The sequence below is a fragment of the Xanthomonas hortorum genome, from assembly GCF_040279205.1.
Classification (GTDB): domain Bacteria; phylum Pseudomonadota; class Gammaproteobacteria; order Xanthomonadales; family Xanthomonadaceae; genus Xanthomonas; species Xanthomonas hortorum_F.
The window spans coordinates 1-16,366 of the sequence record NZ_JBEOLS010000080.1 but is presented as its reverse complement, the minus strand read 5'-3'; the positions used below and the strand labels follow the sequence as shown (position 1 = coordinate 16,366).

General features: G+C 64.0%; 9 protein-coding genes, 1 other RNA gene and 1 riboswitch. Of the genes, 8 read left to right on the top strand and 2 right to left on the bottom strand.

Features of this window, described 5'->3' with window-relative positions; genetic code table 11:
• The 3 genes from ABS769_RS20825 to ABS769_RS20815 all read left to right on the top strand — a co-directional run.
• Positions 1-287: transposase (locus tag ABS769_RS20825; RefSeq protein WP_317062259.1), on the top strand; the 287-nt coding region annotated here is incomplete at its 5' end.
• Between the two features lie 729 nt (positions 288-1,016).
• Complete coding sequence (locus tag ABS769_RS20820; RefSeq protein WP_317063107.1) at positions 1,017-3,047, top strand: M2 family metallopeptidase; 2,031 nt, start codon at positions 1,017-1,019, stop codon at positions 3,045-3,047.
• Positions 3,048-3,176: 129 nt separating this feature from the next.
• A complete protein-coding gene (locus tag ABS769_RS20815) occupies positions 3,177-5,111 on the top strand; it encodes an XVIPCD domain-containing protein (protein WP_317063108.1) in 1,935 nt (644 codons plus the stop codon).
• 234 nt (positions 5,112-5,345) lie between these two features.
• Here the strand turns inward: ABS769_RS20815 and ABS769_RS20810 are convergent, their stop codons facing one another.
• Both ABS769_RS20810 and ABS769_RS20805 read right to left on the bottom strand, forming a co-directional pair.
• Positions 5,346-5,747 carry a hypothetical protein gene (locus ABS769_RS20810; RefSeq protein ID WP_023903093.1) on the bottom strand — a complete coding sequence of 134 codons (402 nt, stop codon included), beginning with the start codon at positions 5,745-5,747 and terminating at the stop codon, positions 5,346-5,348.
• A gap of 16 nt (positions 5,748-5,763) precedes the next feature.
• Positions 5,764-7,017 (bottom strand): multidrug effflux MFS transporter, encoded by a 1,254-nt coding sequence (locus ABS769_RS20805; RefSeq protein WP_317063109.1) that lies wholly within the window; start codon positions 7,015-7,017, stop codon positions 5,764-5,766.
• A gap of 268 nt (positions 7,018-7,285) precedes the next feature.
• A riboswitch (glycine riboswitch) is annotated at positions 7,286-7,400 on the top strand.
• 89 nt (positions 7,401-7,489) lie between these two features.
• Between ABS769_RS20805 and gcvP the strand changes: the two genes are divergently transcribed.
• The 5 genes from gcvP (at position 7,490) to ABS769_RS20780 (ending at position 15,970) form a co-directional block, all read left to right on the top strand.
• Complete coding sequence (gene gcvP, locus ABS769_RS20800) at positions 7,490-10,363, top strand: aminomethyl-transferring glycine dehydrogenase (protein ID WP_317063110.1); 2,874 nt, start codon at positions 7,490-7,492, stop codon at positions 10,361-10,363.
• A 608-nt stretch (positions 10,364-10,971) separates the two neighbouring features.
• Positions 10,972-12,600: a carboxylesterase/lipase family protein gene (locus tag ABS769_RS20795; RefSeq protein WP_317063111.1), complete on the top strand. Its 1,629-nt coding sequence runs from the start codon at positions 10,972-10,974 to the stop codon at positions 12,598-12,600.
• Positions 12,601-12,660: 60 nt separating this feature from the next.
• Positions 12,661-13,515: an aldo/keto reductase gene (locus tag ABS769_RS20790; protein ID WP_317063112.1), complete on the top strand. Its 855-nt coding sequence runs from the start codon at positions 12,661-12,663 to the stop codon at positions 13,513-13,515.
• A gap of 245 nt (positions 13,516-13,760) precedes the next feature.
• A non-coding RNA gene (locus tag ABS769_RS20785) (sX9 sRNA) lies at positions 13,761-13,834 on the top strand.
• A gap of 27 nt (positions 13,835-13,861) precedes the next feature.
• Entirely contained in the window at positions 13,862-15,970 is a 2,109-nt protein-coding gene (locus tag ABS769_RS20780; protein ID WP_317063113.1) for a catalase, read from the top strand.
• Positions 15,971-16,366 lie beyond the last annotated feature (396 nt).

Genomic DNA, 16,366 nt, shown 5'->3' with positions numbered 1-16,366 from the left:
CAGTGGAGCGGCCGATTCATTTGTTGATGGACCGTGCTTACGAAGGCAACGAAACCCGCCAGTTAGCGCTCGATCTTGGCTTCGTGCCGGTGGTCCCGCCGAAATCCAATCGGGTCGAGCCTTGGGAGTACAACCGGGAGATGTACAAGCGGCGCAACGAAGTGGAGAGACTGTTCCGTCGCTTGAAAGGCTACCGCCGGATTTTCTCGCGCTTCGACAAGCTGGATGTCATGTTCCTTGGATTCCTCAGCTTCGTCCTAGTCGTTGATGGGCTTCGGATGTGTTAACAGGCCCTAGTCGAGGGCGCGGTGCCCTCGCCGCTCGCGGGACACGCCGCAAGTACGTCCTTGTAGGCTCGGTGGCGGCATCCATGCCGCCACACGGTCCCGCAATCGGCGAGGACACCGCACCAGGAAGTTCGTAGGTCGCTTCGTTGAAAGCCTGCATATTGTTCGTTCGCGTTGCGACACTGATCGGACGCGACGTCATTCGCGCCGTCATCCAAAAAACACGCGTCATGCACTGCTTGCAACCATGCACACCGACCATCTCCACTGGTCCTTGCCCGCCCACCGTCGCGGGACCTTACGCGGCATGGATGCCGCGTAAGAGCCTACATGGACGTACTTGCGGCGTGTCCCGCGACGGTGGGCGGGCAAGGGCCCTGCAGCTAGCCCGAAGATCAGCCGCTCTGCCACCGACGCATTCATGACGTCCAATCACTCCGAGACAACTGGATATCTCACGTTCTTATCAATTTCTGATAATTAGCTGACAAACGTCGCGAGCAATGGGCAGGCAAGTATGGACAGCGCACTCAAAGTCCCAATGCCCGCGCGATTCATGCCGCAACGAACACAGGCCGCGCCCGCCTGGCAGTGAGCCAGTAGTTTTGTTGGCTGCTCCAATCGCCACACATGGATTGGTAGCTATCCGCATCGCATGCGCGGCGACACCGCTTGCCCTGAGTCGCGGCGCGCTCTAGCCTTCGTCGGACTTCACCGCAAGGACCATCCGTGAATCCTCGTTTGCTTTTGCTGGCATTGACTGTCGCTGCCGGCACCCTGTCGTTGTCGGCCTGCCGCCAGGATGCGGCCCCGCCGGCCAAACCCGCCGCCACCAAGGCCGCGCCTGCCGAGAGCGCCGACCAGTTCGTTGCGCGCATCAGCGCCGAATACAAAGCCGCATATCCGGAGCTCACCGCAGCGCAGTGGCTGTCGTCGACCTATATCAATGGCGACTCGCAGTTGCTGGCCGCCAAGGCCAACGAACGCCAGCTGGCGCAGCTCGATCGCTGGATCGAACAATCCAAGCAATACGCCGGCCTGCCGATGTCGGCCGACAGCGCGCGCGCGTTGAAATTACTGACATTGATGAGCGCCCTGCCCGCCCCACACGACCCGACCAAGCTGGCCGAACTGACCCAGATCGCCGCCAAGATGGAAGGAGATTACGGCGCGGCGCGTTACTGCATCGGCGAGGGCGAACAGCGCCGCTGCCGCCAGCTGGGCGAACTGGAACAAGTGTTGGCGCGCAGCCGCGACTACAACGAACAACTCGACGCCTGGCAAGGTTGGCACGCCACCGCGCAACCCATGCGCAAGGATTACCAGCGCTTTGTCGAGCTCGCTAACGAAGGCGCGCGCGGCTTGGGCTTTGCCGATGTCGGTGTGTTGTGGCGCAGTGGTTACGACATGCCGCCAGCGCAGCTTGCCAGCGAAACCGACCGCCTGTGGGAGCAGGTCAAACCGCTGTACGCGCAACTACAATGCTACGCACGCGGCAAGCTCGATACGCAGTATGGCAAGGACAAGGGCGAGATCGCCGGCGGCATGTTGCCCGCGCATCTGATGGGCAACATGTGGCAGCAGGACTGGAGCAACCTGTGGGATCTGCTGCAGCCGTATCCGGGCGCCGGCGATCTGGACATCACCGCTGCGCTGGAAAAACAATACCAGGGCAATCTGAGCGCAGTACTGGCACGCAACGTAGCCAATACCGGCGAAGGCGGTAGCGGCGCACGCTTCCAGGCCGAGCGCGAAGCGCAACTGCGTACCGCAAAACAGATGACCGAACGCGCGCAGGAGTTCTACACCTCGCTCGGCATGCCCAAACTTCCCGAAACCTACTGGCAACGCTCGCAGTTCATCAAACCGCTGGATCGCGACGTGGTCTGTCACGCCAGCGCGTGGGACATGAACATGGGCGGCGAACCAAACCAAAATATCGGCGCCGACGTGCGTACCAAGATGTGCATCAACCCAACCGAAGAAGACTTCACCACCATCTATCACGAGCTTGGGCACATTTATTACGACCTGGCCTATAACCCGCTGCCGCCGCTGTTCCAGAATGGTGCCAACGATGGTTTTCACGAAGCGATCGGCGACACCATCGTGCTGGCGATGACGCCCAAGTATCTGCAGTCGATCGGCATGGTGGGCGAACAGCAAACCGGCCGCGAGGCGCTGATCAATTCGCAGATGCGCATGGCGCTGAGCAAGGTCGCCTTTTTGCCGTTCGGCTTGATGATCGACCGCTGGCGCTGGGGTGTGTTCGATGGCTCGATCACGCCCGAGCATTACAACCAGGCCTGGTGGGAACTCAAGGCCAAGTACCAGGGCGTCGCGCCGGCAAGCGCGCGCGGCGAAGAGTTCTTCGATGCCGGCGCCAAATACCATGTGCCAGGCAATACGCCGTACACCCGTTATTTTCTTGCGCACATTCTGCAGTTTCAGTTCTACAAGGGCCTGTGCGAAGCCGCCGGCCATCAAGGCCCGCTGTACGAATGCAGCTTTTACGGCAACAAGGATGCCGGGCAGAAATTCTGGTCGATGTTGCAGCGTGGCTCCAGCCAACCGTGGCAGACCACGCTGAAGGAACTCACTGGCAACGACCGCCTGGATGCCGGCCCGATGCTGGAGTATTTCGCACCAATGAACGAATGGTTGAAGCAGCAGAATCAGGGGCAGCTGTGTGGCTGGCAGGCGACTGCGCCCGCGGCACCCGCCAACGCGCCTGCGCCTGCGCCTGCTGCAACGCGCTAACGCCCATCTACCCGGCGGCCTGCGGTAGCCAGACACTGGCCGCCGCATAACATTCATTTGATAAACGTACAAAACGCCGGCGATATACTGCGCGCCCGCTGCACAGGCGCAGCATGCAGGACGCATCCAATGAACAACGCCTCCACCGGCCCGGACCAGCAAAACCTGGACCCCAACAAGCAGTTCATCGACGACGCGAACGATCGCGCGTTCGACCCGATCTACAGCAGCAAGAACAGCGACTACTCGGTGAAAGTGGGTAGCAGCGACATGGAGTTCAATTCCGAAGATGGGTCGGTCAAGTATTCGCAGACCAGCGAGCAGAGCACCGGCAGTAAAACCCAGGCGTTGGGCGAGAGCAGCCTGCGCACCACCAGCGCGCTAGGCCTGGGCAAGCTCAGCGATGCCGACGCAAAGACCACTACCTTCAACCTCGAAGCCGACGCACGCACCGGCCAGCAGCAAAGCCTGCAGACCAAGCTCGGCGACGGCAAGTTGAACATCGAAGCCAGCGTCAGTGCCGGGCAGCGCATGCGCTATTCACTGACGCTGCCCGGTGTCGACCAGCCTGCAGAGGCTGCCACACGCATCAATCCGCTGCAGCCGGAGAGCCTGCCGATCGGCGCGCGCGCGGTGATGGACACGCAGACCTACACCCAGCGCGACGCCTCGGCGAGTCTGCAATACCTCAGCATGCAGAGCGAGATCACCGAAGCCAGCGGCCGCAGCTACCTGATCGAGCGCGTGGACGAGCGCCACGTGCGTGTGGTGACCGGGCCCAACGCAGCCATCGAGGCAGTGAACGCGGTTGGCGTCAAGGTGGGACCGGCGCAGGCCTTGCTTGGGCGTGCCGACGCGCTGGGCCAGTCGCAGGTGCACAGCGCGCAGTTCGACCTCGCCGATCCGCGTGCGCTCGCAGCCATGGGCGACTTCGTGCGCGAGGGCAAGATTGCACCGGGCGTGCCGGGCGTCGATGAGCTACAGACGGTGGAGCGGATCAGTTTCAGCTCGCAGCAGCGTCTGCAGCTGGAATTGGGCCCGCTCAGTGCCGATCTGGCCGGCAACCGCAACGAAGGCAGCCAGGTGCGCATCAGCACGCCGGGCCAGGACGGCTACACCGTCGTGCAGCAGCTGCAATACGGCGGCAACGTGCCGCTGACGATCGTGCGCCAGTACGACGGCAACGAGACCGAACGCGTGCAGGAACGCAGCTACCGCTTCGAGATCGATGGCGATGTCGCCGCGCCCGGGCTGATGCAACGCCTGGGTGGCCGCAACGAGGCCAGCGAGGAGAAGGCGATCGCGCAAAATCTCAACAGCGCGCTGAGCGGCGAGATGGTGGGCACCGGTGCGATCAAGCCGGGGCAGAAGACCACGCTGGCGTTTAGCGAGGTGCAGATGCAGGCGCTGATGGAGCAGACCCAGGCCAGCGTCGAGGCCAGCAAGATCGGCGGCAGCTCGCTGAGCTCGCTGGTCGGCGATCGCAACGCCGCGCCGCAGTCGCCCGAACACTTCGCGATCGCAATGGCCCGCAATGTGGGCGGCGAGCCTTATGCGTTCGTCGAGCGGCTGCAGCGCATTGCCGACGGCGCCGATGGAAAATACGACGGCCAGTTGCAGCGCATCGACACCGAAGCGCTACCGCGCCAGGCGCCTGCGACAACCGCGGCTTCGGATCCGCGCCATCCGGCCAATCCGGACCATGCGCTGCTGAAGCAATGCACCGCAGCGGTAGAGCAACTGGAGACAGCGCGCGGCCGCGTGCCCGATGCGGACAGCGAGCGCCTGGCAATGGGAGCCCTTGTCACCGCGCGCGAACATGGGCTACAGCGCGTGGACCACGTAGTGCTCGGCCATGACCCGGCCCGGGGCTTCGTCGTCGAGGGAGCGCTCGATTCGCCCGCGCACCTGCGCGCAAGCTTCGATGCCCAGGCCGCGCAGCAAACGCCGCTGGAAAGCAGCATGCAGCGCTTGCAGGCCGTACAGGCCGAGCAAGACCGCCACGCCAGCGTACGCGAGCAGGCGCCGCAACAGGAACCGTCGCCGCACGCGCCTTCGCGCTGACACTTGCGGTTATTCCCGAAGACCATCCGGCAGCGCCAGTTGGGCTGCCGGATGGGGCGACAACGAGAGCGACCGCTCCGGCCTGACGTAGCTCGGCGCTGCGTCAGGCATTGCATCGGCGGCCCTGGCAACCGGTACAGCTGCACCTCAATAGGCGACCGTCAGGCGACCGTCCTTGCCTGCATCGATGAACACACCGGCGCGGGCCCATCGCGGGCCCATCCCCCGCACGCCTCAGTGCGTACGCGTCGGCGCCAGCTTTTGCGAAAACTCGATCCGGAATGCCTCGAAATCCCTGCCGTCGGCGGCCGCCTCGGCATGCGCGGCATCCTTGAGCGCATCCGAATAGGTCAGCCGCACCGGCGTGCCCTGGCGTTCGTGCAGTTCGGCCGCGCGCATGATCAAGGCCAGGACCTGCGCGGCGCTGGTGCTTTCGCCGGCGATGCGGCCGTCCATGCCAAGCACCCATTCGCCGTCGCGGCGGACAATACCGGCCAATAGCGTGCGTTGCTGGTCGCGCAGTTCGGCATGCGCTTCGATCGGCGAATCGGCAGTGACCTTGGCGGCGGCCTGGTTGCGCTGGCGCTCGGCGGCGCGCTTGCGGGCGTCGCGGCGCAGCTTGGAATCGGTGGACATGCAGGCTCCTGTGAGGTCAGAGGTGGTCGGCCGGCTCCAGAGGCACTGCCTCTGCGGCCTGGCGGCGGCGAAGACGGCGGCCGCTGCGGCGCTCCCAGCGCCAGAATAGCCAGCCCAGCAAGAAAAAACCGGTCATGCCGATCGCCAGATGGCGCGGGTGTTCACTCAGCAGCGGCGACAGCACCCCGGCTACCAGCGTATTGGTCATCAGCTGGGTGAAGGCCTGCAGCGAGGAGGCCAGGCCGCGCTGATGCGGGTACATGTCCAGCACCGCCAGCGCCAGGATCGGGAAGATCAGGGCCATGCCCATGCCGGCCAGGAAGATCGGCAGCACCGCCCACGGCAGGCTGATCTGCGCCACCGACAGGGTGTAGCCAAGATTGGCCAGCGCCGCCACGCCGCAGCAGATGAAGCCGATACGGATCTGCCGCACCGGGTCCATGCTGCCGGCCATGCGCCCAGACAGGAACGAGCCCAGCGTCATGCCGCCGATGGTGGGGATGAACAACCAGGCGAAGTCACCCTCGCCCATGTGCAGGTGGCGCATGATCAACACCGGCGCCGAGGCGATGTACAAGAAAATGCCGGCGAAGTTGAATGCGCCGGCCGCGGCCAGGCGCTGAAAACGCGGATTGAAGCCGATCCGCACGTAATCGTGCATCAAGCTGCGCAACTGCAGCGGCGTGCGCGCTTCCACCGGATGGGTCTCCGGCAGCCAGGTCATCGTCGCAATCAGCAGCACCAGCCCGAACGCCACCAGAAACCAGAAGATCAGCGGCCAGCCCGCGCCGCTGAGCAGGATCCAGCCGCCGATGATCGGTGCAATCGCCGGCGCAATGCCGAAGATCATCGACACCTGGCTCATCAGCCGTTGCGCGTCCGCGCCGTGGAACAGGTCGCGGATCACCGCCCGGCCGACGATCATGCCGACACCGGCCGACAGCCCCTGCAACGCGCGGAACGCCAGCAAGGTGGGCAGATCCTGCGACAGCGCACAGCCCACCGAGCCGGCGATGAACAGCACCAGCCCGCCCAGGATCACCCGCTTGCGGCCCCACGCATCGGACAGCGGCCCGTGCGCAATGCTCATCACCCCGTAGGCGAGCAGATAGACGCTGATGGTCTGCTGGATCGCCACCTCGTCCACCGCCAGGCTGCGGCTGAGCCGCGAAAACGCAGGGAAGATGGTGTCGATGGAAAACGGGCCGAACATCGCCAACCCGGCGAGCAGCAGCGCCATGCGACGGGTGGAAGGCGTGGTGGGGGTCATGCAGGAGTCCGAAACGTGGTGCATCGGGGACGCACACCAGCACCCGCGAGTCGCGGCGCCGGGATGAGCATAAGGGTGTCGATGATAGGCGCTCGCCGTTGCAAGGTTAAGCGGACCCAAGCACAACAGCCGTGACGCGACAGGCGCGGCGGGTGCGCCCGGTGGCGCGGACGCACGCTATAATCGCCCCGGCAACACGGTGGGAGAAGCGGCACTGCCGCTGCCGAAGGCGCAACAGCCCGTAATCGCTCAGGCCCGATACCATCCGCAGTACAACTCTGGAGAGACCGGCCGATGCCGGCGCCGAAGGGGCACGGAACGCAGGCAGGCCCAGCGCCACGCCGCGTTTTTAAACTCTCAGGCAAAAGGACAGAGGGGCGCGAGGAAGACTCTCGCTGCGACAGGAGGTGATGCGCTGTGCGCGTCACACCGGTTGTGGTGCTTGTCGACCATTCGTCTGCCCCTGCCCCGGATGCCCGCCATGTCCCAGACCACGTCTTCCCTGCGCGACCTCGAACACCACAGCGCGTTCGTCGAACGCCATATCGGCCCCAACGACGCGGAAATCGCACAGATGCTGGGCGTGGTCGGCCACGCCTCGCTGGATGCGCTGACCGACGCCATCGTGCCCGGCAACATCAAGTCGCCTGCAGCGCTGGCGCTGCCCGAGGCGATCACCGAAGAAGAAGCGCTGGCCAAGATCCGCGCCATCGCCAGCAAGAACCAGGTGCAGCGCACCTTTATCGGCCAGGGCTATTACGGCACCCACACGCCCAAGGTGATCCTGCGCAACATCCTGGAAAACCCGGCCTGGTACACCGCCTACACGCCGTACCAGGCAGAGATTTCGCAGGGCCGCACGGAAGCGTTGATCAACTTCCAGACCCTGTGTGCGGATCTCACCGGCATGCAGATCGCCAACGCCTCGCTGCTGGACGAAGCTACCGCCGCAGCCGAAGCGATGACGCTGGCCAAGCGCTCGGCCAAGTCCAAATCCGACACCTTCTTCGTGCACGACGCGGTACATCCGCAGACGCTGGAACTGCTGCGCACCCGCGCCGAGCCGCTGGGCATCGTGCTGCGCGTCGGCACGCCGGAAGAAGCACTGCAGGCCGAGTGCTTCGGCGTGCTGCTGCAGTACCCGGACAGCTTCGGTCACATCGGCGACCACGCCGCATTGGCCGATGCCGTGCATGCGCAAGGCGGATTGGTGGCAGTGGCCACCGATCTGCTCGCACTGACCCTGATCGCCGCGCCCGGCGAATGGGGCGCCGATATTGTGGTCGGTAACTCGCAGCGCTTCGGCGTGCCGTTCGGTTTTGGTGGTCCGCATGCGGCGTTCATGGCCTGCCGCGATGCCTACAAGCGCTCGATGCCGGGGCGGCTGATCGGCGTGTCGATCGATGCCGCCGGCAATCCTGCCTACCGTTTGACGCTGCAGACGCGCGAGCAACATATCCGCCGCGAGAAGGCCACCTCCAACATCTGCACCGCGCAGGTGCTGCTGGCGGTGATGGCCTCGATGTACGCCGTCTACCACGGCCCCGAGGGCCTGACCCGCATCGCACGCCGCACGCATCGCCTTGCCGCGATCCTGGCCGCCGCATTGCGCGGTGCCGGCGTCACCGTGGGCGAGCGTTTCTTCGACACCCTGCACGTCAAGGCGATCGATGCCGATGCCATCCACGCCAAGGCCCGTGCAGCCGGCATCAACCTGCGCGCGATCGACAGCGAAGCGGTCGGCATCAGCCTGGATGAAACCAGCACGCGCGCCGACGTGGTTGCACTGGCCGCGTTGTTCGGCGCGCAGGCAGATGTGGATGCACTCGATGCCGCCACCGCCGACGCATTGCCGCAAGGGCTGCTGCGCAGCAGCGCCTTCCTGACCCACCCGGTATTCAACACTCACCACAGCGAGCACGAACTGCTGCGCTACATGCGCTCGCTGGCCGACAAGGATCTGGCGATGGATCGCACCATGATCCCGCTGGGCAGCTGCACCATGAAGCTCAACGCCACCGCCGAAATGATCCCGGTGACCTGGCCCGAGTTCGGCGCGATCCATCCGCTGGCCCCGGCCGAGCAGTCGGCCGGTTATGCGCAGCTGATCGAGGAGCTGGAAGCGATGCTGGTCGAATGCACCGGCTACGACGCGGTGAGCCTGCAGCCCAATTCCGGCGCGCAGGGCGAATACGCCGGCCTGCTGGCGATTCGTGCCTATCACCGCGCGCGTGGTGAGGCGCATCGCGATATCTGCCTGATTCCGGAATCTGCGCACGGCACCAACCCGGCCTCGGCACAGATGTGCGGCATGACGGTCGTCGTGACCAAGTGCGATGCAAACGGCAACGTCGACGTCGAAGACATCCGCGCCAAGGCGGAAAAATATTCCGAGCGTCTGGCCGCGTTGATGATCACTTATCCATCAACGCACGGCGTGTTCGAAGAAGACGTGGTGGCGATCTGCGAAGCGGTGCATGCGCACGGCGGCCAGGTCTACACCGACGGCGCCAACATGAATGCCCTGGTCGGTGTGGCCAAGCCCGGCAAGTGGGGCTCGGACGTCTCGCACCTCAACCTGCACAAGACCTTCTGCATTCCACATGGCGGCGGCGGCCCGGGCGTGGGCCCGTGTGCAGTCAAATCGCATCTGGCCCCGTTCCTTCCGAAAACGCTGGGCGGCGAAGGCGACGTCGGCATGGTCAGCGCTGCCAGCTACGGCTCCGCCTCGATCCTGCCGATCAGCTGGATGTACGTGACCATGATGGGCAGCGGTGGCCTGCGCAAGGCGACCCAGGTGGCCTTGCTCAACGCCAACTACATCGCAAAGCGTCTCAGCTCCCACTACAAGACGCTGTACACTGGGCGTAATGGGTTGGTTGCGCACGAGTGCATCCTCGACATCCGCCCGCTGGAGAAGACCAGCGGCATCGGCGCCGAAGACATCGCCAAGCGCCTGATCGACTTCGGCTTCCACGCACCGACGTTGAGCTTCCCGGTTGCCGGCACCTTGATGGTAGAACCGACCGAAAGCGAATCGCAGCACGAACTGGACCGCTTCATCGACGCGATGATCCAGATCCGCGACGAGATCCGCGCCATCGAAGACGGCCGCCTGGACCGCGAGGACAACCCGCTCAAACACGCACCGCATACCGCCACGCAGGTGTCGGCCAGCGAGTGGACGCACGCCTACCCGCGCGAACTGGCCGCCTTCCCGCTGCCCAGCCTCAAACAGCAGAAGTACTGGCCGCCGGTGGCGCGCGTGGACAACGTCTACGGCGACAAGAACGTGATGTGCGCCTGCATCCCGGTGGATGCGTACAAGGACGACGTGGAGGCGTAAGCGCTGCCCTTTCGCGTTTACGTGTGGCATCGAAACCCAGCCCAGGGAATCCCGGGCTGGGTTTTTCGTTTTTAGCGGCAGCGGCTGCAGTGAAGTGTTTTGGAGACATCACGCGTTCGAGGCAAGCGCCTGCGCCGTACTCGGCCACAGCTCGGGGCGGGAACATCACACGACGCTAAAACGCACTATCCCGGTCGCCTCGATAGGTGATTGAACGGCGTGAAGGCGTCAGTTGCAGAGCGGATGATCTGCGGCCTGGCTGCAGGGTCCTTGCCCGCCCACCATCGCAGGACACGCTGCAAGTACGTCCCTGTAAGCTCTTACGCGGCATCCATGCCGCGTAAGGTCCCGCGACGGTGGGCGGGCAAGGACCTGTCGGAATGGCCGGAATGGGCGGTGTGCATGATTGCAAGCACTGCATGACGTGCATTGCTCGGATAACGGCGCGTCCGATCAGAGTTCTTCGATCCGACCAATGTCACTGCCATTGCTGACATCACTCCACTCGTCACGCAGCCTCCTCGTTTTCCTTCCCTACACGTGCACTCGCGATGATGTGCGTCTGAGACAGGACACAACAGACAGTGATCAAGCTCGACAGACGCTCATTGAGACGCAAGCTGGCCTGCCTGCTGCTTGCAGGCCTGGCATTGACTGCTTGCGCGCCCCGCCGCCCTGGCGAGGTGCCGGCGCTGGTGCATGCGGCCGATGCGCAGGTCGAGGTGGTGCAGACCGATGCCGGTGCGCTACGCGGTGTGCGTAGTGCGCAAGGGCGGGTGTTTCTGGGCGTGCCATTCGCCGCGCCGCCGGTGGGTGCGTTGCGCTTCCGCGCGCCGCAAGCTGCGCCAGCCTGGAAGGGAGTCCGCGATGCCACGCAGGCCGGGCCGGCGTGCCTGCCGCGTCATCGCTTCGGGCAGAAGCAGGTGTCCGAGGATTGCCTCACCCTCAACGTCTACGCGCCACCCGGGCCGGCGCCGGCGCATCCGCGCGCGGTGATGGTGTGGATCTACGGCGGCGCGCTGGAGTTGGGCAGCAATGTCGACTACGACCTGAGTGCGTTGGCAGCCCGGCAGAACGTCATCGTGGTGGCGCCCAATTATCGGCTGGGGGTGTTTGGTTTTTATGCGCATCCCGCGTTAGGTGGTAAAGGCGAAGGTGCGTACGCGTTGCTCGATCAACAGGCCGCGTTGCACTGGGTGCAGCGCAATATCGCCGCCTTTGGTGGCGATGCGCACAACGTCACCGTGTTCGGCGAATCGGCCGGCGCATGGAGCATCTGTTATCAGCTCGCTTCACCGGGCGCGGCGGGCCTGTTTCAACGTGCGATCCTGCAAAGCGGCAGTTGTCTTGCGAGCGATTCCAGCGTGCCGCGCAGCGAGGCCGAACGTGGTGGCGTGCGCATGGCGCACACGCTTGGCTGCGAGCGTGCAAGCGAGGTTGCCGCGTGCCTGCGCGCGCTCCCTGCAAAAGCATTGGCCGATGCAAAACCGCAGCGACGTGGCTTGACCGGCAGCGATGCGTGGGCACCGATGTCTGGTGGCGACGTCTTGCCATTGCCGCCTGCCGAGGCGATCGCCAACGGGCAGCACGCGAAGGTGCCGGTGCTGATCGGCAACAATCGCGACGAAGGGCGCCTGTTCGCGCAACTGCTGTCCTATTTCGGCGCACTCACGTTGCGCAGCGGCTATGAGGCGCGCGTGCAACGCATGCATACCGATCCAACAGCGATCATGACGCACTACGCAGATGTCGCTGCGCAATCGCGCTGGCACGCCTATGCCGACATCGTCACCGATGGTGGCTTCGCCTGCCCCACGCGTCGGCTAGGCCGGGCGTTGCGCGATCACGCAGCGGTCTATGCATACGAGTTCGACGACCCGCAGGCGCCGTACGGTTTGTTGCGCTTGCCGTTTTCGCAGCCACTGGGCGCCTATCACGCCTCCGAACTGGTGTATCTGTTCCAGCGCCCGTGGGTGCTCAGTGGCGAGCCGCAGTTCAGCCCGCCGCAGCAGGCGCTCGCCGATACCTTGCAGGATTACTGGGGCGCGTTTGCGCGCACCGGCGATCCGAATGGTGGCGGCCGGCCGCCGTGGCCGCGCTTCGATGGCGACACGCCGTTGACGTTGTCGCCGGGCAGGATCGGGGCAACGCCCGACTTCGTGCAACGTCATCGCTGTACGTTCTGGGATGCGCAAGCGCACACCGCGTCCACATCCGTGCAGCCACCGTTGCATTAGAGCGACCCGCACAGATGGCAAATGGTCGTCACACCCAATCCAGCGTTATAGGAGTCACACATGTCCGAATCCACCTTGCAGCACTGCCCCGAGGTGCGCCTGCGCAATGGGCGCAACGTGCCCGCGCTCGGCCTGGGCTCGTGGAACCTGGGCCAGGGTCGACATGCGCCGCAGCAGGAAATCGATGCGCTGCAGACCGGCCAACAGCTGGGCATGCGCTTGATCGATACCGCCGAGATGTATGGCAACGGGCGCTCCGAGCAACTGATCAGCCAGGCCATCGGCAGCGCGCAGCCGCCGTATCTGGTGTCGAAAGTATTGCCAAGCAACGCCAGCGCGCGCGGCATTGCGCGTGCCTGCGAAGCCAGCCTGCAACGGCTTGGCGTTCGCACGCTGGATCTGTATCTGCTGCATTGGCGTGGCGGCAGCGATCTGCGCGAAGTGGTCGATGCGTTCGAAGCCTTGCGCGATGCCGGCAAGATCCGCGACTGGGGCGTGTCGAATTTCGATGTCGAGGATATGCAGGAGCTGTGGGACATTGAGGGCGGGCAGCATTGCCTGGTCAATCAGGTGCTGTATCACGCAGGAAGCCGCGGTATCGAATTCGATCTGCTGCCGTGGTGTGCACAGCACGAGGTCACGGTGATGGCGTATTCGCCGTTGGGAAGCCGCGCATTGCTGGATCACCCGGTGCTGCACGCCATTGGTGAACGACGTGGTGTGGCCGCAACTGCAGTGGCGTTGGCGTGGGCGATTCGCAGCGGCAAGGTCATCGCCATTCCCGAATCGGGAACACCTGCACATGTGCGTGCCAACGCAGCAGCGTGCACGTTGCAGCTGGATACCCAGGATCTTGCCGAACTGGACCATGCATTTCCACCGCCAACGCGCAAACAGCCGCTGGATCTGCTGTAGCCAACTGACAACAGTCGGGCTCGTTAGATGTGAGTACGTGCACTGCGTCGGCACGTTGCGTGACACACGCAACATCTCGCTGCGATGCATCGCAAACTTCTGGCTGTATGTGAGTATTCGTTCGCATGCAGACACGTGCAATTAACAGTGCCGCTCCCAAGCTCGTTGATCAGCCCGCATCTCAAGAGCGACCAACAAACTACTGCGCAGCCATCAGGCGGGCGCGGCCGGTGCTCCGAATCGGCGTGTACCAGACGTACACTCCGGTTCTCTGCGCCGTCCGCATCACCTGACGACCGCTCGCTACCTGTTGTTGGCCGCTCTACGCCCGCCAGAGTGGAGTCCCATGCCCAAGTCCCCCAGCAAGCCCGCGCACGTTCCTTCCATTGCTACCGTCAGCGCAACACCCGAAACATTGCGCGGTACGGGCGATGAGTTGCATCAAAAAGCCGGCGGCACGCATCCGCAACTGACCACCAACCAGGGCATCCCGGTTGGCGACAACCAGAACTCGCTGCGCGCAACGCCGCGCGGCCCGACGTTGCTGGAAGACTTCATTCTGCGCGAGAAGATCACCCACTTCGATCACGAGCGCATTCCCGAGCGCATCGTGCATGCGCGCGGTAGCGCGGCGCACGGCTATTTCGAGCTGACCAAGTCGTTGAGCCAGTACACCACGGCCAAGATCTTCACCGAGGTCGGCGAAAAGACCCCGTTGTTCACGCGTTTTTCCACCGTCGCCGGTGGCGCCGGCTCGGTGGACACGCCGCGCGATGTGCGCGGGTTTGCGGTGAAGTTCTACACCAAGGAAGGCAACTGGGATCTGGTGGGCAACAACATCCCGGTGTTCTTCATCCAGGATTCGATGAAGTTCCCGGACCTGATCCATGCGGTGAAGATGGAGCCGGATCGCGGTTTTCCGCAGGCCGCCAGCGCGCACGATACGTTCTGGGATTTCATCTCGCTCACGCCCGAATCGATGCACATGATCATGTGGGCGATGAGCGACCGCACCATCCCCCGCTCGCTGCGCATGATCGAAGGCTTCGGCATCCACAGCTTCCGTTTCCTCAACGAAAACGGCGACAGCACCTTCGTCAAATTCCACTGGCGTCCCAAGCTCGGCCTGCAGTCCACGATCTGGGATGAGGCGGTCAAGATCGCCGGTGCCGATCAGGATTTCCATCGTCGCGATCTGTTCGAGTCGATTCAAAGCGGCGATTTCCCCGAGTGGGAACTGGGCGTGCAGTTGTTCACCGAGGCCGAAGCGGAGGCATTCCCGTTCGACCATCTGGATTCGACCAAGGTCATTCCCGAAGAACTGGTACCGCTGCAAATCGTGGGCCGCATGGTGCTGGACCGCTGGCCGGACAACTTCTTCGCCGAGACCGAGCAGGTCGCTTACTGCCCGGCCAACATCGTGCCCGGCATCGACTTCAGCAACGACCCGCTGCTGCAGGGCCGCCTGTTCTCGTATCTGGACACGCAGTTGAGCCGTCTGGGTGGACCCAACTTCCATCAGATCCCGGTCAACGCGCCCAAGTGCCCGTTCGCCAACAATCAGCGCGACGGTCATATGCAGATGGGCGTGCCGAAGGGGCGTGTCGCATACGAGCCCAGTTCGCTGCAAGCCGATGCGCCGCGTGAGGCGCTGCGCGGATTCCCGAGCCATGCGACACCGGCTGAAGACGGCGCGAAAGGCCGCGTGCGTGCAGAAAGTTTTGCCGATCATTACAGCCAGGCGCGGATGTTCTTTCGCAGCCAGACGGCGCCGGAGCAGGCGCATATGGCATCGGCACTGGTGTTCGAATTATCCAAGGTGGAAACCACGCACGTGCGCGAAGCCATTGTGGGCCATCTGCGTCACATCGACCCAGCGCTGGCACAGCGTGTGGCCGATGGAATGGGCATGACCACGCTGCCACCGGCACCACCGGCTGCGGTTGCGCCAACCGACATGCCGTTGTCGCCGGCCTTGCAGCTGATCGGCAAGATGAAGGACACCTTGCAGGGCCGCACTGTGGGCATCCTCATTCACGATGGCTCGGATGCCGCTGCGATCAAGGCGGTGCGCAAGGCTGCCGAAGCCGCGGGTGCCACAGTGAAAATCGTCGCGCCGAAAGTGGGCGGCGCCAAGCTCAGCGACGGCAAGCAACTGGCCGCCGACGGCCAATTGGCAGGCACACCATCAGTGGTGTTCGATGCGGTGGCAGTGCTGTTGTCCTCGGAAGCAGCCAAGCTGCTGACGCGCGAATCGGCTGCACTGGATTTCGTCAGCAACGCGTGGGCGCATCTGAAGGCAATCGCCTACGACGATGGCGCGCAGTTGCTGCTCAAGGCTGGCAATGTCGGCAAGGATGCGGGCGTGATTGCAGCGGCAGATACCAAGGCATTCATCACTGCCGCCAAGACGCGCCAGTGGGCACGTGAGCCGAAGGTGCGCATGCTGGCGTAACTGCACCAGCGCCATTGAAAGCTGCCTTGGGCGCGAGCGACTTTCTATGTCGTTTCGCGCTCATTGCATTTCATTCGCTGCCTACTAACGTTCTGCTTTGGCGAGGACACCGCGCACACGGCTCACTTAGCTTCTAAGCGCATTTAGATGTCGCTATGACTCGAAATCTTGGTCGTCTCGGAATGACTGGTTGGATAGCGAGGAGAGATCAGTTGTAGAGCGGATGATCTGCGGCTTGGCTGCAGGGCCCTTGCCCGCCCACCATCGCAGGACACGCCGCAAGTACGTCCGTGTAGCAACTGTGTTGATCAGGGCCTCAACCCGCGACCTTTGAGCGGTTTCCTTCAGGCGCGTTCATCGGTAGGTGCCGGCCGCTGGCCGGCACGCTTTTTTGCG

Bases quoted from the DNA above. Each gene is read 5' to 3' on its own strand.
- ABS769_RS20810 (WP_023903093.1), bottom strand. From the start codon at position 5,747: ATGTCCACCGATTCCAAGCTGCGCCGCGACGCCCGCAAGCGCGCCGCC.
- ABS769_RS20790 (WP_317063112.1), top strand. From the start codon at position 12,661: ATGTCCGAATCCACCTTGCAGCACTGCCCCGAGGTGCGCCTGCGCAAT.
- ABS769_RS20815 (WP_317063108.1), top strand. From the start codon at position 3,177: ATGAACAACGCCTCCACCGGCCCGGACCAGCAAAACCTGGACCCCAAC.
- gcvP (WP_317063110.1), top strand. From the start codon at position 7,490: ATGCCCGCCATGTCCCAGACCACGTCTTCCCTGCGCGACCTCGAACAC.
- ABS769_RS20805 (WP_317063109.1), bottom strand. From the start codon at position 7,017: ATGACCCCCACCACGCCTTCCACCCGTCGCATGGCGCTGCTGCTCGCC.
- ABS769_RS20780 (WP_317063113.1), top strand. From the start codon at position 13,862: ATGCCCAAGTCCCCCAGCAAGCCCGCGCACGTTCCTTCCATTGCTACC.